The organism is Streptomyces gamaensis (genome assembly GCF_042656465.1).
GTDB lineage: Bacteria > Actinomycetota > Actinomycetes > Streptomycetales > Streptomycetaceae > Streptomyces > Streptomyces gamaensis.
Window position 1 is genome coordinate 73,067 of record NZ_JBHSPB010000015.1, and the last position, 26,281, is coordinate 99,347.

Annotated in this window: 22 protein-coding genes; 7 read left to right on the forward strand and 15 right to left on the reverse strand. The window is 71.4% G+C overall.

Features of this window, described 5'->3' with window-relative positions:
- Position 1: 1 nt before the first annotated feature.
- Positions 2 to 901 (reverse strand): helix-turn-helix domain-containing protein, encoded by a 900-nt coding sequence (locus ACFP1Z_RS23145; protein WP_390319002.1) that lies wholly within the window; start codon positions 899 to 901, stop codon positions 2 to 4.
- 169 nt (positions 902 to 1,070) lie between these two features.
- Here ACFP1Z_RS23145 and ACFP1Z_RS23150 point away from each other — a divergent pair, with 169 nt between their 5' ends.
- Positions 1,071 to 1,466, forward strand: coding sequence for a VOC family protein (locus tag ACFP1Z_RS23150; RefSeq protein ID WP_390319004.1), 396 nt, complete (start codon positions 1,071 to 1,073; stop codon positions 1,464 to 1,466).
- A gap of 14 nt (positions 1,467 to 1,480) precedes the next feature.
- Here ACFP1Z_RS23150 and ACFP1Z_RS23155 read toward each other — a convergent pair whose 3' ends face one another.
- The 5 genes from ACFP1Z_RS23155 to ACFP1Z_RS23175 all read right to left on the reverse strand — a co-directional run bounded on the left by ACFP1Z_RS23155 (position 1,481) and on the right by ACFP1Z_RS23175 (position 5,603).
- Positions 1,481 to 1,969, reverse strand: a complete 489-nt coding sequence (locus ACFP1Z_RS23155; protein WP_390319006.1) for a pyridoxamine 5'-phosphate oxidase family protein — start codon at positions 1,967 to 1,969, stop codon at positions 1,481 to 1,483.
- A gap of 64 nt (positions 1,970 to 2,033) precedes the next feature.
- Positions 2,034 to 2,753 (reverse strand): MBL fold metallo-hydrolase, encoded by a 720-nt coding sequence (locus tag ACFP1Z_RS23160; protein WP_390319008.1) that lies wholly within the window; start codon positions 2,751 to 2,753, stop codon positions 2,034 to 2,036.
- A 146-nt stretch (positions 2,754 to 2,899) separates the two neighbouring features.
- Positions 2,900 to 4,075, reverse strand: a complete 1,176-nt coding sequence (locus tag ACFP1Z_RS23165; RefSeq protein ID WP_390319010.1) for a sensor histidine kinase — start codon at positions 4,073 to 4,075, stop codon at positions 2,900 to 2,902.
- Complete coding sequence (locus ACFP1Z_RS23170) at positions 4,072 to 4,755, reverse strand: response regulator (protein ID WP_390319012.1); 684 nt, start codon at positions 4,753 to 4,755, stop codon at positions 4,072 to 4,074. Before ACFP1Z_RS23170 ends, ACFP1Z_RS23165 begins: the two co-directional genes overlap by 4 nt.
- Before the next feature lie 146 nt (positions 4,756 to 4,901).
- Positions 4,902 to 5,603: a hypothetical protein gene (locus ACFP1Z_RS23175; protein WP_390319014.1), complete on the reverse strand. Its 702-nt coding sequence runs from the start codon at positions 5,601 to 5,603 to the stop codon at positions 4,902 to 4,904.
- 340 nt (positions 5,604 to 5,943) lie between these two features.
- On the opposite strand from ACFP1Z_RS23175, the gene ACFP1Z_RS23180 reads away from it, so the two are divergent.
- Positions 5,944 to 6,843 carry a hypothetical protein gene (locus tag ACFP1Z_RS23180; protein ID WP_390319016.1) on the forward strand — a complete coding sequence of 300 codons (900 nt, stop codon included), beginning with the start codon at positions 5,944 to 5,946 and terminating at the stop codon, positions 6,841 to 6,843.
- 62 nt (positions 6,844 to 6,905) lie between these two features.
- Here ACFP1Z_RS23180 and ACFP1Z_RS23185 read toward each other — a convergent pair whose 3' ends face one another.
- A complete protein-coding gene (locus ACFP1Z_RS23185) occupies positions 6,906 to 8,018 on the reverse strand; it encodes a glycoside hydrolase family 113 (protein WP_390319018.1) in 1,113 nt (370 codons plus the stop codon).
- 10 nt (positions 8,019 to 8,028) lie between these two features.
- A complete protein-coding gene (locus ACFP1Z_RS23190; protein ID WP_390319020.1) occupies positions 8,029 to 10,077 on the reverse strand; it encodes a DUF2334 domain-containing protein in 2,049 nt (682 codons plus the stop codon).
- A 431-nt stretch (positions 10,078 to 10,508) separates the two neighbouring features.
- Here ACFP1Z_RS23190 and ACFP1Z_RS23195 point away from each other — a divergent pair, with 431 nt between their 5' ends.
- The 4 genes from ACFP1Z_RS23195 (at position 10,509) to ACFP1Z_RS23210 (ending at position 14,059) form a co-directional block, all read left to right on the forward strand.
- Positions 10,509 to 10,688 (forward strand): hypothetical protein, encoded by a 180-nt coding sequence (locus tag ACFP1Z_RS23195; RefSeq protein ID WP_390319022.1) that lies wholly within the window; start codon positions 10,509 to 10,511, stop codon positions 10,686 to 10,688.
- Entirely contained in the window at positions 10,685 to 11,962 is a 1,278-nt protein-coding gene (locus tag ACFP1Z_RS23200) for a glycosyltransferase (protein ID WP_390319023.1), read from the forward strand. Before ACFP1Z_RS23195 ends, ACFP1Z_RS23200 begins: the two co-directional genes overlap by 4 nt.
- Positions 11,963 to 12,110: 148 nt before the next feature.
- Positions 12,111 to 13,388 (forward strand): non-hydrolyzing UDP-N-acetylglucosamine 2-epimerase, encoded by a 1,278-nt coding sequence (wecB, locus tag ACFP1Z_RS23205; RefSeq protein WP_390319025.1) that lies wholly within the window; start codon positions 12,111 to 12,113, stop codon positions 13,386 to 13,388.
- Positions 13,385 to 14,059, forward strand: a complete 675-nt coding sequence (locus tag ACFP1Z_RS23210) for a 3-keto-alpha-glucoside-1,2-lyase-like domain-containing protein (protein WP_390319027.1) — start codon at positions 13,385 to 13,387, stop codon at positions 14,057 to 14,059. The genes wecB and ACFP1Z_RS23210 overlap by 4 nt, the downstream gene beginning before the upstream one ends.
- A gap of 88 nt (positions 14,060 to 14,147) precedes the next feature.
- Here ACFP1Z_RS23210 and ACFP1Z_RS23215 read toward each other — a convergent pair whose 3' ends face one another.
- The 4 genes from ACFP1Z_RS23215 to lgt form a co-directional block, all read right to left on the reverse strand.
- Positions 14,148 to 15,608, reverse strand: a complete 1,461-nt coding sequence (locus ACFP1Z_RS23215; RefSeq protein WP_390319028.1) for a glutamate synthase subunit beta — start codon at positions 15,606 to 15,608, stop codon at positions 14,148 to 14,150.
- Complete coding sequence (gene gltB / locus ACFP1Z_RS23220) at positions 15,601 to 20,238, reverse strand: glutamate synthase large subunit (RefSeq protein WP_390319030.1); 4,638 nt, start codon at positions 20,236 to 20,238, stop codon at positions 15,601 to 15,603. The genes ACFP1Z_RS23215 and gltB overlap by 8 nt, the downstream gene beginning before the upstream one ends.
- 380 nt (positions 20,239 to 20,618) lie before the next feature.
- Positions 20,619 to 21,350 carry a VIT1/CCC1 transporter family protein gene (locus ACFP1Z_RS23225; RefSeq protein ID WP_390319031.1) on the reverse strand — a complete coding sequence of 244 codons (732 nt, stop codon included), beginning with the start codon at positions 21,348 to 21,350 and terminating at the stop codon, positions 20,619 to 20,621.
- A gap of 269 nt (positions 21,351 to 21,619) precedes the next feature.
- The gene (gene lgt / locus ACFP1Z_RS23230; RefSeq protein WP_390319032.1) at positions 21,620 to 22,576 is read right to left on the reverse strand and encodes a prolipoprotein diacylglyceryl transferase; all 957 of its coding nucleotides are present in this window, start codon (positions 22,574 to 22,576) and stop codon (positions 21,620 to 21,622) included.
- A gap of 240 nt (positions 22,577 to 22,816) precedes the next feature.
- Between lgt and ACFP1Z_RS23235 the strand changes: the two genes are divergently transcribed.
- Positions 22,817 to 23,956, forward strand: a complete 1,140-nt coding sequence (locus tag ACFP1Z_RS23235; protein WP_390319033.1) for an alpha/beta hydrolase — start codon at positions 22,817 to 22,819, stop codon at positions 23,954 to 23,956.
- 85 nt (positions 23,957 to 24,041) lie between these two features.
- Here ACFP1Z_RS23235 and ACFP1Z_RS23240 read toward each other — a convergent pair whose 3' ends face one another.
- The 3 genes from ACFP1Z_RS23240 to ACFP1Z_RS23250 all read right to left on the reverse strand — a co-directional run bounded on the left by ACFP1Z_RS23240 (position 24,042) and on the right by ACFP1Z_RS23250 (position 26,081).
- Entirely contained in the window at positions 24,042 to 24,818 is a 777-nt protein-coding gene (locus ACFP1Z_RS23240) for a hypothetical protein (RefSeq protein WP_390319035.1), read from the reverse strand.
- Positions 24,819 to 25,001: 183 nt separating this feature from the next.
- Positions 25,002 to 25,529: a YcxB family protein gene (locus tag ACFP1Z_RS23245; RefSeq protein ID WP_390319036.1), complete on the reverse strand. Its 528-nt coding sequence runs from the start codon at positions 25,527 to 25,529 to the stop codon at positions 25,002 to 25,004.
- Between the two features lie 84 nt (positions 25,530 to 25,613).
- The gene (locus ACFP1Z_RS23250; protein WP_390319037.1) at positions 25,614 to 26,081 is read right to left on the reverse strand and encodes a DUF6415 family natural product biosynthesis protein; all 468 of its coding nucleotides are present in this window, start codon (positions 26,079 to 26,081) and stop codon (positions 25,614 to 25,616) included.
- Positions 26,082 to 26,281 lie beyond the last annotated feature (200 nt).

Genomic DNA, 26,281 nt, shown 5'->3' on the forward strand with positions numbered 1-26,281 from the left:
CCTAAGCGGAGCGGGCGGAATGGCGCGATCCGATCATGGGGGATTTCTCAGGATGCGGGACGCGGTCGCTCCAACTGTCGGGGAGGGGGCGGCCCTGTCGTTCACGGAAGCGGACGGGAGCGGTGCCGACACGGCGGGTGAACAGTCGGCTGAAGTAGGCGGGGTCGTCGTAGCCGACGCGGCGGGCGACGGCGGCGACGGGCAGTTCGGTGGCGGTGAGGAGTTCCTTGGCGCGGTGCAGGCGGATGCCCAGGAGGTAGTCCTTGGGGCTGCAGCCGGCGCCGCGGCGGACGGCGGCGCGCAGTTCGGCGGGGGTCATGCCGTGGCGGGCGGCGTGCTCGGCGACGGACAGGGGCAGGAAGGCGTCGCGGGCGAGGGCGTCGAGGACGGGGTCGGTGCCGGGGGTGTCGTCGGCGCGGGCGCGGCGCAGGGCGATGAGGAGTTCGTGGACGGCGGCGGAGGTCTCGACCTCCAGGAGGGGGTTGCCGCTGCGGGCGGCGCGGGTGATACGGGCGATGGCGGCGCGGGCGTCGGCGGTGTCGGTGAGGGGGACGAGGGGCCGGTCCGGTTCGATGCAGCCGAGTTCGGTGTAGGCGGCGACGGCGGGGCCGGTGAAGTCGACGAAGCTCTCGTCCCAGCCTCTGCCGGGTGCGGCTCCGTAGTGGTGGGGGATGTCGGGGGCGAGCCAGAGGAGGGCGGGGGCGGTGACGGTGCGGGTGCGGCCGTCGGGGGTGCGCAGCCAGCCGCTGCCGGCGCTGATGACGACGGCGGTGTGGTGGTCGAGGGTACGGGGGCCGACGGCGGGCAGTGCCCCGTACTGCAGGCCGACGCCGAGGCAGACGAGGCCGAGCCGGTGGTGGACCGGTGCGGGGCTGAAGGAGCGCATCCAGGTGTGATACACGCGTTGTCGGCCTCCGCCTTGTGGGTCCTGATCCCGTGGGTCCTGATCCCCCGCCAGGGCTGATCTTCGTCGATCGTGGTGCTGCCCGCCAGGGGGCGGCGGCCGTCGGCCGGTGGTGGTGAGCCCGACGGCTTTGGATTCCTGTGCGACGGTCGGGCAGGATCGGGGGATGATCGCGAAGCTGTTGAGCACGGTTGTCGACTGCCCGGACCCGGTGGGGCTGGGCGGTTTCTACGCGGCAATCCTGGGCGGAGAGCTCGACGTGTCCGACCCGGAGTGGGTGGAGCTGCGGACGCCGTCCGGTCAGCACTTCTCCTTCCAGGCCGTCGAGGACTACCGGCCGCCCCGCTGGCCGGATCCCGGGCATCCGCAGCAGGTGCACCTGGATTTCGAGGTCGACGGGATGGAGGACGTGGAGCGGGCGCAGGCGGAGGTGCTGGCGCTGGGGGCGACGCTCCTGCACGACAGCGGGGGCAAGCGCCGGGGTTTCCGGGTGTTCTCGGACCCGGCGGGGCATCCGTTCTGCCTGTGCTACGGGCAGGGGTACCCGAAGGGGACGGGCTGAGGGCGGCCCTGACGTTACCCCTCCGCCCCGCTCCCCCGCCGGACCGTTCGCGCCCCCTCCCCCGGTCGCCACACCCGCACGACGAAGTGCGGTGCTTGCGCGTACGCGTGGACGACCTCGGTGAGGTCCACGCGGAAGAGGTGGAACGGTTCCGGCGGCCGGACCGTCTCCGCGTAGCGGCGCAGGACCGCCGGGTCCGTCTGGGGCACCGCGCGCCCCGACACGCGTACGTCCCCGGTGACCGTTTCCCCGGTCTGGCCGGGGTTTGCCTGGAGCGTGAGGCGTGGGTCGCGCTGGAGGTCGTGTGCCTTGCGGGAGTGCCACATCATGCCGAGCCACAATTCGCCGAAGCGGAAGTCCGCTTCGAGGACCGTCACCCGTGGGGAGCCGTCCTTGCGGAGTGTCGCGAGGACGTGGTGGCGGTGGGCCTGGAAGCGGTCCTGGACGGTTGTGGCGAAGGCCGGTTCGGCGGCGCGGAATTCTGCCCAGTTGGTGGTTGCCATGGCCTCAGCCAAGCGTGGATTCCCGACACCTCATGTCAGGAATTCCGTGCGCTCCGGCGGGAGTTCACCGCCCCGTCCGGGCCACCGCCTCCCGTAGCGCCTCCCCCGCCCCGCCCACCACGGGCGCCCCGTGGCCGAAGCACGCCACCTCCAGCCCCGGCAGTTCCGCTTGTTTGCGGAAGGAGGACAGTGCCTGCTCGCGGTCCACGTTGAAGACGCCGAGGATGACGCCGCCCAGTTCGGGGGCGTTGGCGATGGTGTCGCCGGTGAACAGCACGCCGGAGGCGGGGAGATGGAGGGCCATGCTGCCTGCCGTGTGGCCCGGGATGTGGACGGCGGTTGCCTCCTCGCCCCAGTCGAGGGTGTCGCCGTCGGTGAGTTCGACGTCCACCCGGCAGGGTGGGGCCTGCACGGTGTCGCCGAGCCGCGCGTGCACGGATTCGATGATCGGGACTTCCCAGTCCTCCAGGACGGGCGGGGGTTCGGGGGCCGTTCCCCGGATGACGTCGGCGTCGGCGGCCCCGGCCAGGACGCGGGCCCCGGTGAGCGCGGCCAGTTCGGCGGCGGAGCCGGTGTGGTCGCCGTGGGAGTGGGTGAGGAAGATGTCGCGCAACCGGCCGCCCTCGGCGGACAGTTCGGACAGCGCGGAGAGGATGGCGCGGCCGTGCCCGCGCAGGCCGGTGTCGACGAGGGTCCAGTCGCCGTCGGGGCGCCGCAGCGCGTACGCCTGGCCGGCGGTGAAGGTGAACATCGTGATGCGGGGAGTGAGGCGAGTGACGTCCATGCGGACACGGTAGGCAGCCGTGCGCCGTCGGCCACAGGTCTTGCGCCGTGAGCGGATTGCGCGGCCGGCGAACTCGCCCCGGACCAGGGATTGTTCCGGCTTGCCGGCGCCGTGGCCCCGCCGTGCCGGCCGCACCGCGTGACGCGTCAGTGCCCCTCGTGTCCCGCGTGCCGTACCCGTTCGACCGGGAAGAGCGCCGTGACCTCCCAGCCGCCCTCCGGTGCCGGGCCCGCGCGCAGCAGGCCGCCCATGGCCTTGGCGCGTTCGCTCAGGCCGACGAGGCCGAAGCCGCCGCCGCGGGCCTGTTCGGAGAGGCGGGCGGCGTTGCGGCCGTCGTCGGCGATGCGCAGTTCGACGCCGGCGGGGACGCGGCGGACACCGATGCGGACGGCGGTGGCGTCGGCGGCGTGCTTGCGGATGTTGGTGAGGGCCTCGCGGACGACGCGGTGGACGGCGGCGGCGACCTCGCCGGGGATCCAGTCGTCCAGGCCCTGTTCGATGTAGAGGACGACGGGTGGTCCGGTGCGGGCGAACGACTCGGTCAGGGCGCGGACTTCGGGCAGTCCGGCGACGGGTTCGGTCTCGGCGTTCTCGCTCTCGCGCAGGATGCCCACGAGCCGTCGCATCGCACCGAGCGATTCGCTCGCGGAGGTCTCGATGCGTTCGAAGGCGGCCGCGGCGGAGGGCCCGTCGAGGGCGGTGAAGCGGGCGGCCTGGGCCTGGACGACGATGCCGGTGACGTGGTGGGCGACGAGGTCGTGCAGTTCGCGGGCGAGTTCGAGGCGTTCGGCGGTACGGACGGCCGCCATGTCGCGCAGGCGCTGCGCGGACTGCCCGCGCAGCAGCAGGGAGTAGCCGGCGACGACGACGGTGAGGGTGGCGAACACGGCGGTGAACCGGCCCGCGTTGAGGTCGCGCAGGGGCGCGGCGACGGCGGCGACGGCGAGCATGGGTCCGAGGACGGCGGCGGTGTGGCCGGAGGAGCGCTGGATGACGGAGGTGAGCAGGACGAGCAGGGCGATGTCCTCGCCCATGCCCCACACGACGGCGGGGTGGGTGCCGGTCATGAGGACGGCGGAGGTGGTCCAGGAGACGGTGACAGCGATGGCGGCGCGTACTTCCAGGGGGATCCAGGCGTAGGGCACGGCGCACAGGCAGACGGCGACGCCGGAGGCGAGGACCATGGCGTGGGCGGGGCTGGGCACCCGGGCGAGGACGGCGCTCTCCCAGGCGACGAGGAAGAGCAGGGCGACCGCGAGCGCGGTCTTCGCGGTGACGGCCCGCCGGGGGTGCCGGGTGGCCCACCCGGCGATTCTGTTCATGCCCCGCCCGTGGCCAGCCCGCTCTCCCAGGCCCAGGCGGCGATCTCGACGCGGTTGCGGGCGTCGAGTTTGGTCTGGACGTTGGCCAGGTGGGTCTTGACCGTGGACAGGGAGACGAACAGTTCGGCGGCGATCTCGGCGTTGGTGGCGCCGCGGGCGAGGCAGCGCACGACGTCGGCCTCGCGGTCGGTGAGGGGTTCGGTGGGCTGTTTGACGGCGGGTGCCGGGTTGCCGGCGGCGGGGGCCAGGTCGCGCAGCAGCCGTACGGTGATCGCGGGGGAGATCAGGGAGTCGCCGACGGCGGCGGCGTGCACGGCCTCGACGAGCATGGCGGGGCTGGCGTCCTTGAGCAGGAAGCCGGAGGCGCCGTTGCGCAGCGCGGTGTGCACGTACTCGTCGAGGTCGAAGGTGGTGACGATGACGATGCGGGGGCGTTGGGCGCCGCCGGGGCGGGAGGCGGCGAGGGCGGAGAGCCGGCGGGTGACCTCCAGGCCGTCGAGCTTGGGCATGCGGATGTCGAGGAGGAGGACGTCGGGGTCGTGTTCCTCGACGGCCCGCAGGGCTGCCTCGCCGTCGACGACATCGGCGACGACGTCGATGTCGGGCTGGCTCTCCAGGATCATCCGGAAACCGGTGCGGACCATCTCCTGGTCGTCCGCGATGACCACCGTGATCGCCATGCTGCGTCCTTGCCCTGTTCGTCCGTGCCATGCGTGCCGTGCGTGCTGTCGCGCTTGGCTAGATGTCCGATTCGGGGTGTCTGGTTCCAGTGATGTCTGGTTCCTGTGAGGCCAGTGTGACGCAACTGTGGCGGGCGCTGCCGCGTTCAGTCCTGCGTGCTCCCGGCGCCGTCCGCGGCCGCCGCTGCCCGGGAGCGGCGCCGCGCGAGCCTGCGCAGCCCGTAGGCGCCGCCGCCGACGGCGAGCAGCGTGGCGGCCCCGGCGACGGCCGGGGTGCCGATCTCGTGCCGGTCCTTGATGACCTCGCTCGCCTCGACGACCCGCTTGACGGGGTTGCTGGAGGCGAGGTGGTGCCCGTGCGGGCGCTTGTCGGCGCGGCCCTTGTGGTCCCGCTCCTGGTGGTGTCCGGCGCGCTGCTGGCCGCCGGTGCGGGCCCGGTGTCCGGCCGGGCCGGCCACGGGGTCGGGTGTGCGGCGGGCGGAGCCGGTGAGGAAGTCGTAGTAGGTGGGCCCGGTGCCGCCGTCGAGCGTGGCGCGCAGGGTGGGGCGGGCGCTGTCGCCGCCGAGGATGCGCAGGTGCATCCGGTCGAGGTCGGCGGCCGGGTGGGCGCCGTCGAGGGTGCGCCGGCGGTCGCCCTGCCCGACGGTGACGCTGGGGGCGCCGTCGCCGGAGACGAGCCGGGCCCGGCTGCCGTCGGGCAGCTGTACCTGGTGCTCCACGGCCCGGGTGCCGCGTCCGTCGCGGCGCGTGCCGCCGTCGTCGGCGTACGCGCCGGCCGCCGGCCAGAGCGCCGCGCCGAGGGCGGCGGCGAGGACGGCGGTGGCGGCGAGGCGGGGTGTGGCGGGCACGGGTTCTCTTTCGTACGGGACGGCTGCGGTCGGCGGCCGTCGGGCCGGGGGCTCCCTCGCCCCCGGGGTACGCCGAAACCGCACCCCTTCACGTTACGGACGATTACCTGCGTCACACCTCGACTGTCCGACCATTCCCGGGTCGGCCAAAAGGATGACGAGGGCCCTTCCACGTCATACCGGGGACGGCCAGGGCGGCCCCTCGGGGGACGGACCGACGCTGGGCCGTACGGGTGCGCGGGGCCGCCGTACGGGCGTACGTCCGGGCCCTGCCCGGGTGCCGCTTCCCGCCCGTAGAGTGGAGGCGGGGCCGCCCGTACGGCCCGAGGGGGTGGTCCCGATGCGCTCGCCGGAACCGGACGTGAAGATCGCGCACGGCTTCCCCCACCTCGACACCGTGCGCGCGTCGATCACCGCGCTGTACAAGCGGCTCTCCTACGACACGGTGCACAGCTTCGCCGCGAGTGTCCTCCCCGTCGACGTGGCCTTCTCCGACGACGAGGACCTGTATCTGGGGGTGCAGCGCGTCGCCCGCGCGATGGTGCTGCACCTGCGGCTGCCGGACGCCCGGATGATCGTGAGCTTCCGTGAGATGCGGCACGCGGGGAGCGTCGAACTCGCCGCGGGGCCCGAGTACTTCATCGAGCTGAACGCGCGTTTCCGCACCCACCGGCGGGACATCGGGGCGGCCCTCGCGCACGAGGTGATGCACGTGTATCTGCACCGCCTCGACCTGTCCTTCCCCGGCACCCGCGACAACGAGATCCTCACCGACACCGCCGCCGCCTATCTCGGCTCGGGCTGGCTGCTGCTCGACGCCTACCGCGAGTCGGCGGTCTCGACGCAGAAGCTGGGCTATCTCACGCCGGAGGAGTTCGGCTACGTCCTCGCCAAGCGCGCCCAGGCGTTCGGGGAGGACCCTTCCCCGTGGTTCACCAGCCCGCAGGCGTACGACGCGTACGTCAAGGGGCGGGCTGAGGCCCGCCGCGACGAGCAGCGTCCGCCGCTCGCGGCCGCCGGGCGGCTGGGGCGGCACCGCTACGTACGCGACCGGCGGGCCGTCCAGAGCGCGAAGCGGGTCCTGCCGCCGGGCCCGGCCGACTACGCCTTCGAGGGGCACGACCCGCTGCGGGTCAGCTTCCCCTGCCCGACCTGCCGACAGCGCATCCGCGTGCCGGTGCGGGGGCGGTTGCGGGCGCGGTGCGGGTTGTGTCGGACGGTGTTGGACTGCGATACGTAGCGCCGTGCGGCGCGCAAGGTCAGGGGTACGGGGTGCCCCACGTCGGCCGCCGCCGGCCCGGTTCAGCTCCCTCCCCACCACTTCCTCAGTACCGTCTCCGCCTGTTTGCCGTGCGGGGTGTACGCGAGTTTCTTCTTCGTCTCGCCGGCGCCCGGCCAGTCGTCCCACATCCACCAGCAGACGCCGGCCCACCACGGCTTGCCGTCGAAGGCGGAGAGCAACGCGGCGTAGGCGGCGGCCTGTTCGTCGTTGTCGGTGTTCTTGCTGACGGTCCAGGAGTACGGGGCGGTGGTGGTGCCGCGCTGGCTGACGTAACCGGCCTCGGTGAAGAGGATCCTGCGGTGCTGTACGGCGGAGAAGGCGGCGAGTCTGTCGGCGATCGGCTGCCACGCGGCGCGCAGCCGGTTCTCGTCGGTGGTGGCGGTGTCGGCGAGTGGCCAGTAGGCGTCGATGCCGATGACGTCGAGGGCGTCCCAGAAGGGGACTTTGTCGTACTCGTCGTAGTTCGCGGCGTAGGTGAGGGTGCCCCGGTACTGTGCGCGGACGGCGGCGACGACCTCGCGCCAGTGCGGGGCGTCCTGGGAGAGCCCGGTCAACTCGGTGCCGACGGCGAGCTGTTCGACGCCGGTGTCCGCCGCGAGCCGCGCGTAGTGGGTGATGAGGCGTGTGTACGCGCCGAACCAGGCGTCGGCGTCGGTGGGCCGGATCCTCGCGCGGTCGCTGCCGTCCCTGAGGTCGACGTGGGGTTTGAGCATGACCTTGAGTCCGGTGGCGCGGGCGAGGCCGATGATGTGGCGGAGGCTGTCGTCGCTCGCGGTCTCCCCGGTGGTGTGCTGGCCGGGGTCGGTGACCGTGTCCTGGTACCAGGTGGGGGTGAAGGTCACCCACTGGGCGCCGGTGGCGGCGATCTGCCGCAGGTAGGTGCCGGCTTCGGGGCTGTGGTAGTCGTCGGTGTTCCACGCGGGGAGGGTGATGCCGCGCATGCCGCCCGCCTTCCGCTGCTCGGGGGCGCCCGGTGAGGGGCTCGGTGGGGTGCTCGGTGGGGAACTCGCCTTGCTGCCCGGCGTGTTGGCCGGCGTGCTGGTTCCGGGGCTGCCCGGTTCCGTGGAGCAGCCGCCGGTGAAGAGGGCGGCCGCCAGCGTCAGTACGGCCACCGCCCTCTTCACCGCTGTCATCGGTCCGTCCTCACTGGGCGAGGTCCGTCGGGCCGACGAAGGTGTATCCCAGCCCCTGGATGCCGGAGACGATCTGCTGCAGTGCGGTCGTCCCGTAGTAGGGGTGGTAGAAGAAGCTCGCCACGCCGTCGCGGACCGCCAGGTTGGCCTGGGCGGAGGCGATGAGGTCGGCGGGGAGGCGGGCCGGGTGGTTGTTGTAGGGCAGGGGCTCGTAGTTGCCGAGGTTCTCGGGCAGCACGGTCGTACCGTAGACGTCCTTGACGGCGTACGGGAAGAACTCGCCGATGTAGCGGGTGGCGTCCACGGTGCCGCCGCTCAGCGTTCCGGCGTAGTACAGCGAACGTTCCAGCCGGGCGCCGTAGTTCTGGCCGATGACGCCGTAGTCGGCGGCCGAGGCGGCGTAGTGCGGGGTCGTCCACAGTGTGGGCCGCGGCAGTCCGGCGGCCTGGAAGAGGGCGAGGGCGGAGGTGACGCGGGTCTGCGCCCAGAGGGCGGAGTCCTCGGGGGGCGGCCCGTCGAGGACGACGTTGTTGGAGGCGTCGATGTGGGAGAGGAAGAACTCGAAGTCGTCGCCCGTGACGCCGGTGTAGGGGTTGTTGACGTTGCGGTACTGGTGGGTGAGGCCGTGGTTCATCAGGACGGCGCCGTGGGCGAGCATGTACCGCAGCGCGGAGACGACGTCGGGGGCCTGGGCGAGGGTGACGGTTTCCGGAGTTCCGTTGTTGTAGTACCCGTTGGGGTCGGTGTACTCGGGGATGACGTTGATCCCGTAGGTGATGTGCTGCGAGAAGAGGTAGTCCGCGCAGGCCCGCAGATCGCTCGGGCTGGACTTGGGGCTGATGTCCTCCAGGCGGACGAAGGCCCGGTGCCTCTGGGGTGTGGCGGGCGCCAGTCCGTCGAAGAGCAGGTCCTCGAAGGCGACGACGCGGTCGTTCTCCGAGACGTAGGCGAAGGGGATCTCGCCGACGTAGGTGAGGTTCCCGGAGCGGAGGGCCCACGGGAAGGTCGTGCCGGTGCTGGAGTCCAGCGCCTGGGCGAGTGCGGTGACCTGCGGGTAGCCGGGGCCGGTGAGGATCGCCGGGTGCAGTACGCCGCCGTCCTGTCCGGCGGGGATCTTCCGGGTCAGCTGCCGGCCCTTGTAGGTGACCTGGGTGATGCTGCCGACGCTGCCGTTGGACGCGAAGTAGGAGTTGGTGGGGTCCCAGCCGTAGGTCTGCTGGAACTTGGTGACGCCGGCGGCGTTCGCCAGGTTCCAGATGTTGTCGCCGATCCAGGTCACCGGGTGACTGGTCGTCAGGACGTCCTGGTAGAGGGCGGCGGGCACGGCGTCGGGGACGGTTCCCCCGTAGTACGTCGAGCCGATGTAGTACGTGGCGGTGTACTGCTCCGTCATTCCGGAGGTGTACGCCGATACGGGCTTGGCGGTCACGCTCCCGAAGTGACCGGCGAGGTTCGCGGCCGCCATCGCGTAGAGCTCGCCCAACTGCCCGTAGGGGCCGGTGGTGTCGTAGAGCACGAGCGCGCTGGAGCTCCCACCGACGGGGATGCCTGCGGCGGGCAGCGCCAATGACTCCTTCGCCCGGGGTGGACTCCCGGCGAGGGAGGCGGACTTGACGGCATTGCCGCCTGCCGGAGCGACGGCGTCCGGCGCCGCTACTCCCCGCACGGCGCGGGCCTGCGAAACGCCCCCGCCGGCCGAGGCGGCACGTACGAACCCCGCGGTCGTTCCGGCCACCGGGCCGTCAGGCGTCCGTACGGACGCACCCCGTACGGAGCCGCCCCCGGCGGAACCCGGATTCGCCGAGTGGATCACCAGGGTGTGGGCCCGCCTCTGCTTCTCCAGGGTGAGGCGGTCCTTCGCCCAACCGGTCAGATCCGCCGTGGACTTCGCGGACAGCGAGGCCGGCCCGAAGCCGTGCGTGCCGCCCCTTCCGCCCGGTTTGCCGTCCTTCTTGGCCGCGTAGACCGCCGACGCCGGCGACTGCGAGTAGCCGTACAGCACGACGCCGCCCACCAGGGCGGCGCACAAGGCGACGGCAACCGAAATCCGGGAAACCACCTTCCGGTGTCTCCCCCGTGCTTTTTGCACGCTGTTTCCCCCATCCACATCAACTCTTGCGGCGCCCTTTTGACGTGCCTGTGAAAGCCGTTCGGCAGGAATGCGCCGCCACCCCCGTGGGCAATCGCCCGACAATCCGGAGATTGTTGCGGTGGCGTTAAGGCCGCGTCAATAGACAACAGCGGTCCGTAGCAGGCATTTCCGATCGGCCGCATTGGACCGGACCGCAGCTCACTCGGGCCACAGCACCGCCCCTGACCTGCCCAACTGGCCTGCCAGGAAACGGAGTAGGCAATTCCGATCGATCAATTCCGAGCAAGTGCGACAGTAGTACCCGCCACCTCTGCTACGTTCCCAGCGCACGCCTCATGCGTGGCGAAAATCGGGGGGAACCCATGTACGGAAAACCAGCCCTGGGCACAGTCCTGCCCATGGCCGGACTCACCCTGGCCGCCCCGGCGGTACTGCCGGGTCTGCCGATCGCCAGGGGACTTCAAGAAGCAGCCGGAGCGGGATTCCTGCTCTACTGCGCGACCGCGGTAACCCTGCTGTCCGTCAAACTCTGGTTCCAGCTGCGGAGTTGGCTGCAACCTCACGGTGACCGGCCTTGATCGGGCAGATCCTGCTGAAGGCCGCCATCGCCATCATCGTCATGGCGGCCTGCTACAACACCACCCTGTTCATCCTCTCCAGGCGCCGTGTCAAACGGCGCCGCGGCCCCCGCCGTCCCCGCTTCTACGTCTTCCTGCTGGCCTGCCTCAACGAGGAGAAGGTCCTCGCCGAGAGCCTGGCGCGGATCACCGATCTGCCGGCGGGGAACTTCATCGCCCTCGTCATCGACGACGCCTCCGAGGACGGCACCGCCGAGGTGGCCCGCGCCGCCGTCCGCGAGTCCCCCGGCACCGTCCATCTGCTGCAGCGCCGGCTGCCCAACGCCCGCAAGGGGAAGGGGGCAGCGCTCAACGCGGGCATCGCGCACCTGCGCACCTCCGGGCTGCTGGGCGACTACGCCCCGGACGAGGTGATCGTCTGCGTCGTCGATGCCGACGGCCGTCTCGACGGGCACGTCGTGCAGTCCGTCGACCCGTACTTCGACAATCCGCGCACCGGCGGTACCCAGGTGGGAGTGCGGATGTACAACCGTCACCAGGGACTGCTCGCCCGGCTCCAGGACATGGAGTTCGTCATCTACGGCGACATCTTCCAGTGCGCCCGCCGCTTCATCGGCAGCGTCGGCATGGGCGGCAACGGGCAGTTCATGCGGCTCGCCGCGCTCGACTCCCTGATGACCGAGGACCCGGTCACCGGGGAGCGGCGGGGCCCGTGGAGCGACTCGCTCACCGAGGACCTCGACCTGGGCGTGCGGCTGATCGCGCGCGGCTGGGTCAACCAGCACTGCACGGCGGCCGCCGTCTCGCAGCAGGCGGTGCTCGACGTGCGCCGTCTGGTGCGCCAGCGCTCCCGCTGGTTCCAGGGCCATCTGCAGTCGGCGTCACTGGTCCCGCTGATCCTGCGGGAGGTGCCGCTGCGGGCCGCCGTCGACCTGCTGTACCACCTGTCCAGTCCGGTCCTGATCCTGCTGACCTCGCTGCTGCCGCTGTCGTTCCTCGTCGCCCTCGTGGGCACGGTGATCGGCTCGGTGGAGGCCGGCCGGTCGCTGATCACCCCGGCGTGGGTCATCGGCCCGTACGTGCTGTCGTTCACGGCGGCGTACGCGTACGGCTTCGTCTACCGCCGGCGCGAGCGCCGCCTCGGGTTACTGCGCTCGATCCTGCTCTCGCACGTGTTCATCTTCTACGGCTACATCTGGTTCGCCGCCGGATGGTGGGGGCTGTGGCGGATGCTCACCGGCAAGCAGACCTGGCTGAAGACCGCGCGCACTTAGGCCCGTACGCACGTAGGCCCGTAGCGCACACAGGCCCGTAGCGCGCACAAGGCCCGTACCTCCCGGCCCTTCCCGCCGGTACCCCCGCTTCCCCCGGCACCCGTCCGCCACCCGACATCCTGCCGTTCCGTCCTTCTCAGGGAGAAGCATGTCTTCGAGCGTCATCACCTCGCCCGTCCGCGCCATGCTCGTCCTCGGCACCCGTCCGGAGGCCGTCAAGCTCGCGCCTCTGGCCCGCGCCATGGCCGCCTCACCGCTCTTCGATCCCGTCGTCGTCACCACCGGCCAGCACCGCGAAATGCTCCAGCAGATGCTGGAGTTGCTCCAGGTTCCGGTGCGCACCGAGCTGGACGTGATGCGTGACCGGCAGCAGCTGTCCACCCTCACCGCCCGGCTGGTGGCCGGCCTCGGCGAGGTCGTACGCGCGCGCCGCCCCGACCTCGTGATCGTCCAGGGGGACACGACGACGGCCCTGACCGGCGCGCTCGCCGCGTTCTACGAGCACGTACCCATCGCCCACGTCGAGGCGGGGCTGCGCACCGGGGTCCTCGACAACCCCTTTCCGGAGGAGCTCAACCGGCGGCTGATCGGCCGCATGGCGCGCTGGCACTTCGCGCCCACGCCCCGGGCCGCCGGGCATCTGACGGCCGAGGGCGTCCTGGAGGCCGAGGTGTTCGTCACCGGCAATACGGTCATCGACAATCTGCTGTGGATGCTGGCGCAGGACACCGGCCGCAGCGCTTTTCCCGCCGGCACCGGCGGGCGGCCGCCGCTGCGGCGCGTCCTGCTGACGCTGCACCGCCGCGAGAACCAGGGCGCCACGATGCGCGCGATGGGCAGGGCGCTGCGCCGTCTCGCGGACCGGGGTGACGTCGAGCTCGTCCTGCCGCTGCACAAGAGTCCGGCTGTGCGGGACGCGCTGCTGCCGGCGCTCACCGGGCACGCGGACATCCATGTCGTCGAGCCGCTGGGCTACGCCGACTTCTGCGCGACGCTCGCCGACTGCGATCTGGTGATGACCGATTCGGGGGGTGTGCAGGAGGAGGCGCCGAGTCTGGACAAGCCGGCCCTGGTGCTGCGGACGACCACCGAGCGGCCGGAGGCGGTGGAGGCGGGCGCGGCCCGGCTGGTGGGCACCGAGCCGGAGACGATCCTGGCCGCGGCCTGCGCGCTGCTGGACGACCCGGCCGGGTACGCGCGGATGGCGCGGGCGGACAATCCCTTCGGGGACGGGCGTGCGGCCGAGCGGATCCTCGCGCAGCTCGCGGAGGACTTCGGCGCGGACGCCGGTCCGCGGGCGGCCGCGGTCACGGACGCGTGTGCGGAGGGGGGTTCGGGCAGGGTTTCGGACGGCGGTCCGGGCGGGGACACCGACCCGCTGGTGGCCTCGCGGACGGAGGGTCCGGGGTCATACTCGACGGCATGACGAGATCTCGCCGGCTGCTCGGCCTCGCTCTGCTCGCCGCCGCCGTCCTGGCGGGCGTCGTGTGGGGGCTGAGTGTGCTCTGGGGAGCCGGTGAGGAGAGCTCCGGGCGGCCGTGGGCCGACGGTTCGGTCCACGGGCCGTGGCGTTCGGTCTTCGACGGGCAGGGGGAGAACATCGGCCGGCACGACGGGCTGTTCCTCTCCCCCAGGCCGGCCCGCTCCCCCGAGGTCACGCACGCGGGGCTGATCGTCTCCACGCAGGCGTACGGCGCTGTGGACTACCGGGCGCGGATGCGGGCGGTCGCGCAGCTGCGCACCCCGCGCCCGAACCCGTGGGAGGTGCCGTGGCTGCTGTGGGCGTATGCCGACCCGGAGCACTTCTACTACATCAGTCTCAAGCCCAACGGCTGGGAGCTGGGCAAGCGGGATCCCGCGTATCCGGGCGGGCAGCGCTTCCTGGCGACGGGGCCGGGGGAGTTCCCGGTCGGTTCGTGGTCGGACGTGCGGGTCGCGCAGCGGGGGGCGCGGATGGAGGTGAGTGTGAACGGCGTGGGGCTCGTGGCGTACGAGGACCGGGAGCGGCCGTACACCAGCGGCAGTGTCGGGGTGTACACGGAGGACGCCTCGGTGGAGTTCCGTGACCTGTGGGCGCGGCAGATCTCCGAGGGGTGATCCCCGTGCGCGGCGCCCGTTCCCCGTGGAGGAGGGGAGCGGGCGCCGCGCCGGGTGGGGGGCTCAGCGGTGGCCGGGTCGGGGCGTGTCAGACCGTGAGCGCCCGGTCGGTGGGCCGGATCGGGGCTGGCAGGGTGCTCGTCCCGGTCAGGTAGCGGTCGACGCCGCGGGCGGCGGAGCGGCCCTCGGCGATGGCCCACACGATGAGGGACTGGCCGCGTCCGGCGTCTCCGGCGACGAAGACGCCGGGCACGTTGGTGGCGAAGTCGGCGTCCCGCTTGATGTTGCCGCGTTCGTCGAGTTCCAGGCCGAACTGCTCGACGAGGCCGTTGTCGCGGTCTGTGCCGGTGAATCCCATGGCGAGGGTGACGAGTTGGGCGGGGATGCGGCGTTCGGTGCCGGGCTTGTGGGTGAGCTTGCCGTCGGTGAACCCGACCTCGATCAGGTGGAGCCACTGGACGTTGCCGTCCTCGTCGCCCTCGAAGTGGGTCGTGGAGACGGAGTAGATCCTCTCGCCGCCTTCTTCGTGGGCCGAGGTCACCTTGTAGAGCATGGGGTAGGTGGGCCACGGCTGGTGGGCGGGCCGTTCGTCGGAGGGCCGGGGCATGATCTCCAGCTGGGTGACGGAGGCCGCGCCCTGCCGGTGGGCGGTGCCCACGCAGTCGGCGCCGGTGTCGCCGCCGCCGATGACGACGACGTGCTTGCCGTGCGCGTCGATGGGCGGGGTGACGTAGTCGCCCTCCTGCACCTTGTTGGCGCCGGGCAGGTACTCCATCGCGAAGTGGACGCCCTTGAGTTCGCGGCCGGGCACGGGCAGGTCGCGGGAGGTGGTGGCGCCGGCGGCGATGACCACGGCGTCGTAGCGGCCGCGCAGCCGGGCGGCGTCGATGTCGCGGCCGATCTCGACCTCGGTGCGGAACTTGGTGCCTTCGGCCCGCATCTGCTCGATGCGGCGGTTGATGTGCCGCTTCTCCATCTTGAACTCGGGGATGCCGTAGCGCAGCAGTCCGCCGATACGGTCGGCGCGTTCGTAGACGGCGACGGTGTGGCCGGCGCGGGTGAGCTGCTGGGCGGCGGCGAGTCCGGCGGGGCCGGAGCCGATGACGGCGACGGTCCTGCCGGAGAGCCGCTCGGGCGGCTGCGGGGTGACGTCGCCGGCGGCCCACGCCTTGTCGATGATGGTGACTTCGACGTTCTTGATGGTGACGGGCGGCTGGTTGATGCCGAGGACGCACGCCGATTCGCAGGGGGCGGGGCAGAGGCGGCCGGTGAACTCGGGGAAGTTGTTGGTGGCGTGGAGGCGTTCGCCGGCGGCGCGCCAGTCGTCGCGGTAGGCGTAGTCGTTCCACTCGGGGATGAGGTTGCCCAGGGGGCAGCCGTTGTGGCAGAAGGGGATGCCGCAGTCCATGCAGCGGCCGGCCTGCTTGCCGACGATGGGCAGCAGGGCGCCGGGGACGTACACCTCGTTCCAGTCGCGCAGGCGCTCCGCGACGGGGCGGGTGGGGGCGACCTCGCGGTCGGTGGTCAGGAAGCCCTTGGGGTCAGCCATGGTGCGCCGCCTCCATCATCTTCTCGTGGACCTCGGCCTCGGTGAGGCCGGCCCGCTCGGCGGCGTCCTTGGCGGCGAGCACTGCCTGGTAGGTGGCCGGAACGACCTTGCTGAAGCGGGCCGTTGCCGCTTCCCATTCGGCGAGGAGGGCGGCGGCCACGGTGGAGCCGGTCTCCTCGTGGTGGCGGCGCACCACGTCGTGCAGCCACCGGCGGTCGCCGTCGTCGAGGGGGGCGACGGCGTCCGTGAGTTCCTTGTTGACGTTGAGGGGGTCGAGGTCGAGGACGTAGGCGACGCCGCCGGACATGCCGGCCGCGAAGTTGCGTCCGGTCTCGCCGAGGACGACGGCGCGGCCGCCCGTCATGTACTCGCAGCCGTGGTCGCCGAGGCCCTCGCAGACCACGGTGGCCCCGGAGTTGCGGACGCAGGCCCGTTCGCCGACGCGGCCGCGCAGGAACAGTTCGCCGCCGGTGGCGCCGTAGGCGAGGGTGTTGCCGGCGATGACCGAGTACTCGGCGAGGTGGTCGGCGGCCCGGTCGGGGCGGACGATCACGCGGCCGCCGGAGAGGCCCTTGGCGACGTAGTCGTTGGCGTCGCCCTCCAGGCGCAGGGTGATGCCGCGCGGGAGGAAGGCGCCGAAGGACTGGCCGGCGGAGCCGGTGAAGGTGATGTCGATGGTGTCGTCGGGCAGTCCGGTGCCGCCGTACTTCTTGGTGACCTCGTGGCCGAGCATGGTGCCGACGGTGCGGTTGATGTTGCGGATCGGCAGGTGGGCCCGTACGGGCTGGGCCTCTTCGGCGCCCACCGCGGTCAGGGCGTCGGCGGCCAGCTTGATCAGGTCGTTGTCGAGGGCCTTCTGCAGCCCGTGGTCCTGGGCGATCGCGTGGTGGCGTACGGCGCCGTCGGGCAGCCGTGGCACGTGCAGCAGGGGGGCGAGGTCCAGGCCCTGGGCCTTCCAGTGGGCCACGGCCTTGCCGACGTCGAGGAGTTCGGCGTGGCCGACGGCCTCTTCGAGGGTGCGGAAGCCGAGTTCGGCGAGCAGTTCACGGACTTCCTCGGCGATGAACTCGAAGAAGTTCACGACGAATTCGGCCTTGCCGCTGAACCTCTCGCGCAGCACCGGGTTCTGGGTGGCGATGCCGACGGGGCAGGTGTCCAGGTGGCACACGCGCATCATGACGCAGCCGGAGACCACGAGCGGGGCGGTGGCGAAGCCGAATTCCTCGGCGCCGAGGAGGGCGGCGATCACCACGTCGCGGCCGGTCTTGAGCTGGCCGTCGGTCTGGACGACGATACGGTCGCGCAGTCCGTTGAGCAGCAGGGTCTGCTGGGTCTCGGCCAGGCCCAGCTCCCAGGGGCCGCCCGCGTGCTTGAGGCTGGTGAGGGGGGAGGCGCCCGTACCGCCGTCGTGCCCGGAGATCAGCACGACGTCGGCGTGGGCCTTGGAGACGCCCGCCGCGACCGTGCCGACGCCGACCTCGGAGACCAGCTTGACGTGGACGCGGGCCTGCGGGTTGGCGTTCTTCAGGTCGTGGATGAGCTGGGCGAGGTCCTCGATGGAGTAGATGTCGTGGTGCGGGGGCGGGGAGATCAGGCCGACGCCGGGGGTGGAGTGCCGGGTCCTGGCGACCCACGGGTAGACCTTGTGGCCGGGCAGCTGGCCGCCCTCGCCGGGCTTGGCGCCCTGGGCCATCTTGATCTGGATGTCGTCGGCGTTGACCAGGTATTCGCTGGTGACGCCGAAGCGGCCGGAGGCGACCTGCTTGATGCTGGAGCGGCGCCGCGGGTCGTACAGGCGGTCCGGGTCCTCGCCGCCCTCGCCGGTGTTGGACTTCGCGCCCAGCCGGTTCATGGCGATCGCGAGGGTCTCGTGGGCCTCGCGGGAGATCGATCCGTAGGACATGGCGCCGGTGGAGAAGCGCTTGACGATCGAGCTGACGGGCTCGACCTCCTCCAGCGGGACCGGGGCGCGGTCGCTGGTGAAGGAGAACAGGCCGCGCAGCGTCATCAGCCGCTCGGACTGCTCGTTCACGCGGGCCGTGTACTGCTTGAAGATGTCGTAGCGGCGGGCGCGCGTGGAGTGCTGGAGGCGGAAGACGGTGTCGGGGTCGAACAGGTGCGGTTCGCCCTCGCGGCGCCACTGGTACTCGCCGCCGATGTCCAGCCTGCGGTGGCTGGGGGCGATGCCGGTGGCCGGGTAGGCGGTGGCGTGCCGGGCGGCGACCTCCTTGGCGACGACGTCCAGCCCGGCGCCGCCGATCTTGGTGGCGGTGCCGTGGAAGTAGGTGTCGACGAAGCCGGCGTCCAGGCCGACGGCTTCGAAGACCTGGGCGCCCCGGTAGGAGGCGACGGTGGAGATGCCCATCTTGGACATCACCTTGAGCACGCCCTTGCCGAGCGCCTTGATGAGGTTGCGGATCGCGTCCTCGGCGGGGATGCCCGGCAGGTACGTGCCGGCGCGTACGAGGTCCTCAACGGACTCCATCGCCAGGTAGGGGTTGACGGCGGCGGCGCCGTAGCCGATGAGGAGGGCGACGTGGTGGACCTCGCGGACGTCCCCGGCCTCGACCAGCAGGCCCACGCGGGTGCGCTGCTTGGTGCGGATGAGGTGGTGGTGGACGGCGGAGGTGAGCAACAGCGAGGGGATGGGGGCGTGTTCGGCGTCGGAGTGCCGGTCGGAGAGGACGATCAGCCGGGCCCCGGCGGCGATGGCGGCGTCCGCCTCGGCGCGCAGCGCGTCCAGGCGGGCGGCGAGCGCCTCGGCGCCGCCCGCGACCCGGTACAGGCCGGAGAGCGTGACGGCCTTGAGGCCGGGCAGGTCGCCGTCGGCGTTGATGTGGATGAGCTTGGCCAGCTCGTCGTTGTCGATGACGGGGAAGGGCAGGGTGACGCTGCGGCAGGAGGCGGCCGTCGGGTCGAGGAGGTTGCCCTGGGGGCCGAGGGAGGAGGTCAGCGAGGTGACCAGCTCCTCGCGGATGGCGTCCAGCGGCGGGTTGGTGACCTGCGCGAACAGCTGGGTGAAGTAGTCGAAGAGCAGCCGGGGCCGCTCGGAGAGCGCGGCGATCGGCGAGTCCGTGCCCATGGAACCGATGGGCTCCGCCCCGGACTTGGCCATGGGCGCGAGGATGACGCGCAGTTCCTCCTCGGTGTAGCCGAAGGTCTGCTGGCGGCGGGTGACGGAGGCGTGGGTGTGCACGATGTGCTCGCGCTCGGGCAGTTCGGCCAGCTCGACGATCCCGGCCTCCAGCCACTCCTGGTAGGGCTGTTCGGCGGCGAGCTGAGCCTTGATCTCGTCGTCCTCGATGATGCGGTGGGAGGCGGTGTCGACGAGGAACATCCGGCCGGGCTGGAGCCGGCCCTTGCGGACGACCTTGGCGGGGTCGAGGTCGAGGACGCCGACCTCGGAGGAGAGCACGACGAGTCCGTCGTCGGTGACCCAGTAGCGGCCCGGCCGCAGGCCGTTGCGGTCGAGGACGGCGCCGACGAGGGTGCCGTCGGTGAAGGTGACGCAGGCCGGGCCGTCCCAGGGCTCCATCAGGGTGGAGTGGTACTGGTAGAAGGCGCGGCGGGCCGGGTCCATGGAGGCGTGGTTCTCCCAGGCCTCGGGGATCATCATCAGCACGCTGTGCGGCAGCGAACGGCCGCCGAGGTGCAGCAGCTCCAGCACCTCGTCGAAGGAGGCCGAGTCGGAGGCGCCGGGGGTGCACACGGGGAAGACGCGGTCCGGCTTCCCCTCCCCGAACACCTCGCCGGCCAGCTGGGATTCGCGGGCCCGCATCCAGTTGCGGTTGCCCTGCACGGTGTTGATCTCGCCGTTGTGGGCGACGAAACGGTAGGGGTGGGCGAGCGGCCAGCTCGGGAAGGTGTTGGTGGAGAAGCGGGAGTGCACGAGCGCGATGGCGGTGGCGCAGCGGCGGTCCGACAGGTCGGGGAAGAAGGGCTCCAACTGCCCTGTGGTGAGCATGCCCTTGTAGACGATCGTGCGCGCGGACAGCGACGGGAAGTACACGCCGGCCTCGCGCTCGGCGCGCTTGCGCAGGACGAACGCCTTGCGGTCGAGGGCGAGGCCGCTCAGGTGCGGCGCGGTGACGAACAGCTGCCGGAAGTCGGGCATCGTGGCGCGGGCGCCCGCGCCGAGGAGGTCGGGGACGACGGGGACCTCGCGCCAGCCGAGGACGGTGAGTCCTTCTTCGGCGGCGATGGCCTCGATCTGCGCGATCAGCTCGGTCTGCTCAGTCTGCTCGGCCTGCTCGGTCCGCGGGGCGGCGGTCGCGGCGTCGGTTTCGTCGGCGTCGGTGCCGTCGGCGCCGGCTGGTGCGGCGTCCGCGGGCAGGAAGGCGATGCCGACGGCGTACGCGCCGGGCTCGGGCAGCTCGAAAGGCACGCTCGCGCGCAGGAAGGCGTCGGGGACCTGCATCAGGATGCCCGCGCCGTCGCCGGAGTCCGGCTCGGAGCCGGTGGCGCCCCGGTGCTCCAGATTGCGCAGCACGGTGAGGGCCTGCTCCACGAGCGCGTGGCTCGCCTCGCCGGTGAGGGTCGCGACAAAGCCCACGCCACAGGCGTCGTGCTCGAATCGCGGGTCGTACATCCCCTGCTGGGCGGGGTGGGATGCGGCGAACAAGGGACGCATCGGCTCTCCCGTCGTCGTCTGGCAGTCATGGCGTCATGCATGTGCCGAGGGACGACGCTGGCCCTCTGCGAGGAACGTGCGGGCTGCCGGGCACTGCGGCGGCGCAGTGGCGAGAGCCCGTTCCGTAAGTCCGTAAAGCCTTGAAGCCCGTGCAGGCTACATAGTGGACCGCTTCTCGTAAAGCGGAAATATCCGTCCGGAATATGGACACCCGGGCAGAACGAGAAGGTGGTCGCAGGCCTGGGATCACCAGGCGCACGGGCCCGGGACACACCGCAGAGCGGGCGACACTGCCCGCTGCGCCTGCTGATTGTGCCCGTCCGTCAAGGACTTGAAACCGCTGGGCAACGCGCTCGTGATGCGCGGGCCCGGATAGAGGATCACCCCAGAGCGGTGCCGAACGCAATACCCAAAAGATAGGTGACCGCGGCGGCGGCCCCGCCGAGCAGCAGCTGCCGCAGCCCGCTGAACCACCACGACCGGGCCGTGACCCGGGCGACGACGGCCCCGCACGCGAACAGCCCGACCAGCGCCACGACCAGCGCCGGCCACAGCACGGTGGTGCCGAGCAGATAGGGCAGCAGGGGCAGCAGGGCGCCCAGCGCGAACGAGCCGAAGGAGGAGACCGCCGCGACCGCCGGCGAGGGCAGGTCGGAGGGGTCGACGCCCAGCTCCTCGCGCGCGTGGATCTCCAGCGCCTGGTCCGGGTCGCGCGAGAGCTGCCGGGCGACCTCGCGCGCAAGCTTCGGCTCCACGCCCCGCGACTCGTACAGCGCGGCCAGCTCGCGCTGCTCGTCGGCGGGGTGCTTGCGCAGCTCCCGTCGCTCGATGTCCAGCTCGGCCAGGACGAGTTCGCGCTGCGAGGCCACCGAGGTGTACTCCCCCGCCGCCATCGAGAACGCGCCCGCCGCGAGCCCGGCGAGACCGGTGAGCACGATCGTCTGCGGGGCGACGGAACCGCCCGCGACCCCGGTGATCAGCGCGAGGTTGGAGACGAGCCCGTCCATCGCGCCGAAGACGGCGGGGCGCAGCCAGCCGCCGTTGACATCGCGGTGCGTGTGGTTGTCACGGTGCGCGATGTGCGGGGCCTCGGCGGCGTCGAGGACGGCCATGCGGGGATGCTCCTTGCTGTTGTCTTCGCGTCTTCCGCGTCTTTCGCGGGGAGAGGGCCCACTGGCCCGTCCCGCAGCTCGACGGTACGCGCGATCGACCGTGCCCCGCCAGCAAGGAAGGCCGAACTTACCTTTCTGACCTGGGGTTTTGGGTAAGGGAAGGCTTGGCTTGGGGGCTGGTCCGGGGTATGCGCGAGGGCCGCCGGACGGGGTGGTCCGACGGCCCTCGGGACAGCGTGCGCGGCGGTGCCACGGCTTGCGCGGCGGTGCTACGGAGCGGGCTTCTGCTCCGGCTTCTCGCTCGCGGCGCCGGCCTTGCGGTCGAGCTCCTTGACGACCTTGACGGGCTTGCCTGCGTCCCCGGCGCCCTCGGCACCCTCGGCACCCTCGGTGGCCCCGTCCTCCACCGCCTGAGGCTCGACCACGGCCTCCCGTCCAGGGCACCGCTTCGCGGAGACGACCATGTAGACCACGGCGGCGAGGAAGACCAGGATCGACGTCCAGCCGTTGAGGCGCAGCCCCAGCACGTGGTGGGCGTCGTCGACGCGCAGATACTCCGTCCAGAACCGGCCCACGGTGTAGGCGGCGACGTACAGCGCGAACGCGCGCCCGTGGCCGAGGGTGAAGCGGCGGTCGGCCCAGATCACGAGGGCGGCGACGAGCAGGCACCACAGCGACTCGTAGAGGAACGTCGGGTGGTACGTGCCCGCGACCCGGCCGATCGCGGGGTCGGCGTCGATCTTCAGCGCCCAGGGCAGATCGGTGGCGCGGCCGTAGAGCTCCTGGTTGAACCAGTTGCCCCAGCGGCCGATGGCCTGCGCGACGGCGATGCCGGGCGCGAGGGCGTCGGCCCAGGCGGGCAGCGGGATGCCGCGCCGCCGGCAGCCGATCCAGGCGCCGACCGCGCCGAGCGCGACGGCGCCCCAGATACCGAGGCCGCCCTGCCAGATCTTGAAGGCGTCGACCCAGTCCCGGCCCGGGCCGAAGTACAGCTCGTAGTCGGTGATGACGTGGTAGAGGCGCCCGCCGACGAGCCCGAAGGGCACCGCCCACACGGCGATGTCGGCCACCGTCCCGGCCCGCCCGCCCCGCGCGATCCAGCGCCGGTTGCCGAGCCAGACAGCGGCGAAGACGCCGATGATGATGCAGAAGGCGTAGCCGCGCAGCGGGATCGGCCCGAGGTGGACCACTCCGGTCGAGGGGCTGGGGATGTATGCGAGATTCATGGCACCTAAAAACCTACCGTGCCGGGGTGCCGAGTCCCAGGGCGAGCGGTGGGAGGGGGGCTGCCGGTGCCTCTGGGGCGCCCCGTGGGCGCCGTCTCGTACTTATGGCCCTTTTCTTGTAAATCCGGAACCCCTGGCCCCTCACGCCCATCCCATAGGACGCGACAGATCTCACACCTCGCTCCGATCCCTCTGATCACCTGGGGTGTGGCAGCCACGACAGTCCGGAGCAAGCTCTCGATGACGTACCCCCCGATATCCGACACCAGGCCCGACCAGCGCGGCCACGCCCCCCACGGTCGGCGTCCCCGTCGCGGCAAGCGCTGGCTCCTCGTCGTGGCCTGCATAGCCGTCCTCGGCCTGATCGCCTGGCCGGTGATGAGCTACTTCGAGATACCCCCGTTCACGGACAAGGGTGAGGCGATCACCTTCGGTAAACAGCAGGAGGACGGCAAGGGCGGCACCCCGGAGAAGTCCGGCGACCCGAATGTGCTCATGCCGACCGGCGCGTACCCGGAGCAGCCGACCATCGAGACGAGCGTGAGCGACGGCACGAAGGTCGCGGTCGTGACCATCACGGGCAAGAAGTCCGGCTTCAAGGGCAAGGTCTGGCTGTGGGCCCCCAAGGAGTACGACGACCCGAAGTACGCGAAGAGCGGCTTCCCGGTGATGATCGCGCTGCCGGGCGGCGCGGGCTTCCCCAAGAACTACTGGATGGGCCAGGACCTCAAGCTCCAGTCGAGCATGTCCCAGTGGATCAAGGAGGGGAAGAGCCTGCCGTTCATCCTCGCGATGCCGGTGCTCAACCCCGAGAACCACGACAAGGACAAGAACGACCCGATGCTGGGCACCTACTGGGACGCCAGCGACATCCCCGGCCAGCCGAAGATGGGCACCTGGCTCACCGAGGACGTCCCCGACCTGGTCCGCTCCAACTTCCGCACCCAGAAGTCCCGTGACGGCTGGGCCTTCATGGGCTCCTCCACGGGCGGCTTCGCGGGCCTGAAGTCCGTACTGCAGAAGCCGGACCAGTTCAAGGCCGTCATCGCCTCCGGCCCCGACGTCGCCCCCGACTCCCACCTGTGGAAGGGCCACGACGCGGAGAAGGCGGCCAACAACCCCAAGCTGCTCGCCCCGAAGCTGATCCAGTCCGGGCACCCGGACGTCTACCTCGCGTTCCAGGTCGGCACCAAGGAAACCTCGGCGCTGCCCCCGATCCAGGACTTCGTGAAGCAGTACACGAAGGGCCCGATCCACACCAAGCTGAGCATCATCCAGGGCGGCGAGCACAACGCCGCGTCGTACGTGCCGGCCATGGAGAACGGCGGCCTGATCCAGTGGATCAGCCAGCACATGCAGGGACCGAAGCCGGCGTCCTGAGCTTCGCCGGGCTGCTTGCGCTGCGCTGCGCGCATGAGCGGGCCGTACGGGGGGGTGCCCCCCGTACGGCCCGTCCTCATCTCTCTTACAGCAGGCCGCCCTTGACGGTCTCGTGCCGCACGTGGGTGTTGCGGACCGAGTTGTCGGTCCTCTTGCTGTTGTCGATCGTGGTGCTCTTGTCGACAGCGGAGCTGTTGCGCACCGTGTGGTGGGCGTCGATGTCGGCGCTGCGACCGCAGCGGTTGTTGGTGGCCTGCTGGACGTTGTTCAGGTCCACGCTGCCGCCCTTGCCGCCGTTGGCGGCGGCACCCTGGTGCTGCTCGCCGCCGCCCGCACCGGAACCGCCCCGGCCGGCGCCGCCCGCGCTCGAACCGCCCGATCCCGCACCGCCGTTGGCGGGCCCGCTCTGCCCGTTGCCGCCGGAGGCGGGACCGGAGCCGTTGCCGCCCGTACCGGTACCGGTGCCGTGACCCTGGGCGTCACCGCCCTGCGCGCCCACCCCCACGGGAACGGAAGCCCCGGCGCCCGTACCGACCCCGGTACCGTCACCGCCCTGCCCATTGCTGGTGCCGTTGCCACCGCTGCCGTTGCCACTGGTGGCCCCACCACCGGAGCCACTGCCGCCCGACCCGGAACCCCCGGTGCCGTGCCCGCCCAGCCCGACGCCCAGCAGATCCTGCGTCTGCCGCAGCACGGCGGCCCCACCGGAGGCGTCCACCAGGCTCGCGTTGTACGGGTTGTCGCAGTAGATGCTCAGGGCCTCCCCATCGGACCCCGACGCGGCCACGGCACTACCGCAGCCGAACCCGAGCGTCGTGGCGACGAGCGCTGCTGCGGCGGCGATTCGCTGAACGTTCCTCACAAGTCTTCCCCTCCAACGACAGCGACGGTCGTATGACCGGCGTACTGATACGCCGGGCTAACCTGCCGACAATCAGGAAGGTCGCGGGTCAATCGTGCCGCGTCACGTTGACAGGGGTCGCCCACCCTCCGGGGTGCGGCGGCACCGCTCGGCACCGGAGTGCGTGCAGCAGACCGCGCCAGGTCACACGCGCCTGACGTACCGGTCGAGAACGCCCCGCAGCCGCTCCACATCCTCCGGCCCGTTCACACCCCGCTTCGGCAGCACGGTGAGACAGGAGGCATTCCGATCGCCGCTGAACAGGACGAACAGCTCCGGTGTCTCGACATAACAGGGCATCGCTTGCCACGTCAGATTGCTGGACGCCGTTTCGGCGACGACAGTCAGACCTTGTTCACTCACCACCGTGCGGCACCGCCCTTGCGCGGCCACGACCCGGTAGAACTGCCGGGCCTGGAGACGGGGCAGCCCGAAGAGCATGAAAAGCACGATCACCGGAATCACGCACATCGGCACCATGAACTTGCCATTGAGCACCAGCGAAGCCGCCTCCACGACCACCGCGAGCACCCCGGACACCATCAGGAGCCACCGCGTCCGACGCGCCGAGGCCGAGGCCCGCGTCCGGGCGTTCAACGCCTGCCGAAGGTCTTCGAGCGTCGGCACATAAGTCAGCTCGACCCGCACCCCGGTCTGCTGTTCTCCAACCATGGCGTCTTTTCGTCTTTCTGTCCGGCCAAAAGCAAGCAGCATAACGACCCGGGGCCAGGCCACTGTCCGGCAGCGCGTCGCTGCTTACGGAGCAACCGCCGTGTGCTGCTGCTCGTCGCCCGGGTCGGCGAGGGCCAGGGACAGGAGCGCTCGGCAAGTCCGGGCGAGTTCCTGGGCGTACACAGCCTTGCCGGCGGCCTGCGCATCGGCTGGAGGCACAGCGTCGAGCTTCGCGCGGACCTCGCGGAGGATCAGGCCGACGAGCTGTCCTCGCCCGTGCCTCTCCCAGTCCTTGGCCTCCACGACGGGCACCAGGCTCGCGATGTGCCGGCGCAGCTCAGCGATGAGGCCGTCCACGACTCCGGCCAACGGCAACTGGTCCAGCGCCCACCGCACGGTGGTGTTGATGACGTCGCGCTCCAACCCGGAGACGTTGCGGGCGCTGTTCTCGGGTGTCACCAGTGGATGCTTCTCCTTGAGCTTCTGCTGGAGGGTCTTGCGCTCTTCCCCCAGGGGGAACGGAGGCATGGCGGTACCCGGGAAGTGGGGCATGGGTCGGCTCCATCGTGAGCGAAACGCGCGGCGTACTGATCGCCAGGGTGGGCGCGGTAGCGGTGCGCATCGACCCGGCACCGTCAGAGTGCTCCCGCGAAACCCGGCCGTGCAAGGTAGCGACCCACCCCAACCGGCACTGAACCCATGTTCTTATCGACGCGCACAACCCGACGGAGTCACAATGCAACCCACAGGGT

What these genes read in the sequence shown, in the direction of transcription:
- ACFP1Z_RS23150 (WP_390319004.1), top strand. Translation starts at nt 1,071, where the DNA reads ATGATCGCGAAGCTGTTGAGCACGGTTGTCGACTGCCCGGACCCGGTG.
- ACFP1Z_RS23155 (WP_390319006.1), bottom strand. Translation starts at nt 1,969, where the DNA reads ATGGCAACCACCAACTGGGCAGAATTCCGCGCCGCCGAACCGGCCTTC.
- ACFP1Z_RS23160 (WP_390319008.1), bottom strand. Translation starts at nt 2,753, where the DNA reads ATGGACGTCACTCGCCTCACTCCCCGCATCACGATGTTCACCTTCACC.
- ACFP1Z_RS23165 (WP_390319010.1), bottom strand. Translation starts at nt 4,075, where the DNA reads ATGAACAGAATCGCCGGGTGGGCCACCCGGCACCCCCGGCGGGCCGTC.
- ACFP1Z_RS23170 (WP_390319012.1), bottom strand. Translation starts at nt 4,755, where the DNA reads ATGGCGATCACGGTGGTCATCGCGGACGACCAGGAGATGGTCCGCACC.
- ACFP1Z_RS23180 (WP_390319016.1), top strand. Translation starts at nt 5,944, where the DNA reads ATGCGCTCGCCGGAACCGGACGTGAAGATCGCGCACGGCTTCCCCCAC.
- ACFP1Z_RS23185 (WP_390319018.1), bottom strand. Translation starts at nt 8,018, where the DNA reads ATGACAGCGGTGAAGAGGGCGGTGGCCGTACTGACGCTGGCGGCCGCC.
- ACFP1Z_RS23195 (WP_390319022.1), top strand. Translation starts at nt 10,509, where the DNA reads ATGGCCGGACTCACCCTGGCCGCCCCGGCGGTACTGCCGGGTCTGCCG.
- wecB (WP_390319025.1), top strand. Translation starts at nt 12,111, where the DNA reads ATGTCTTCGAGCGTCATCACCTCGCCCGTCCGCGCCATGCTCGTCCTC.
- ACFP1Z_RS23210 (WP_390319027.1), top strand. Translation starts at nt 13,385, where the DNA reads ATGACGAGATCTCGCCGGCTGCTCGGCCTCGCTCTGCTCGCCGCCGCC.
- ACFP1Z_RS23215 (WP_390319028.1), bottom strand. Translation starts at nt 15,608, where the DNA reads ATGGCTGACCCCAAGGGCTTCCTGACCACCGACCGCGAGGTCGCCCCC.
- gltB (WP_390319030.1), bottom strand. Translation starts at nt 20,238, where the DNA reads ATGCGTCCCTTGTTCGCCGCATCCCACCCCGCCCAGCAGGGGATGTAC.
- ACFP1Z_RS23225 (WP_390319031.1), bottom strand. Translation starts at nt 21,350, where the DNA reads ATGGCCGTCCTCGACGCCGCCGAGGCCCCGCACATCGCGCACCGTGAC.
- lgt (WP_390319032.1), bottom strand. Translation starts at nt 22,576, where the DNA reads ATGAATCTCGCATACATCCCCAGCCCCTCGACCGGAGTGGTCCACCTC.
- ACFP1Z_RS23235 (WP_390319033.1), top strand. Translation starts at nt 22,817, where the DNA reads ATGACGTACCCCCCGATATCCGACACCAGGCCCGACCAGCGCGGCCAC.
- ACFP1Z_RS23245 (WP_390319036.1), bottom strand. Translation starts at nt 25,529, where the DNA reads ATGGTTGGAGAACAGCAGACCGGGGTGCGGGTCGAGCTGACTTATGTG.
- ACFP1Z_RS23250 (WP_390319037.1), bottom strand. Translation starts at nt 26,081, where the DNA reads ATGCCCCACTTCCCGGGTACCGCCATGCCTCCGTTCCCCCTGGGGGAA.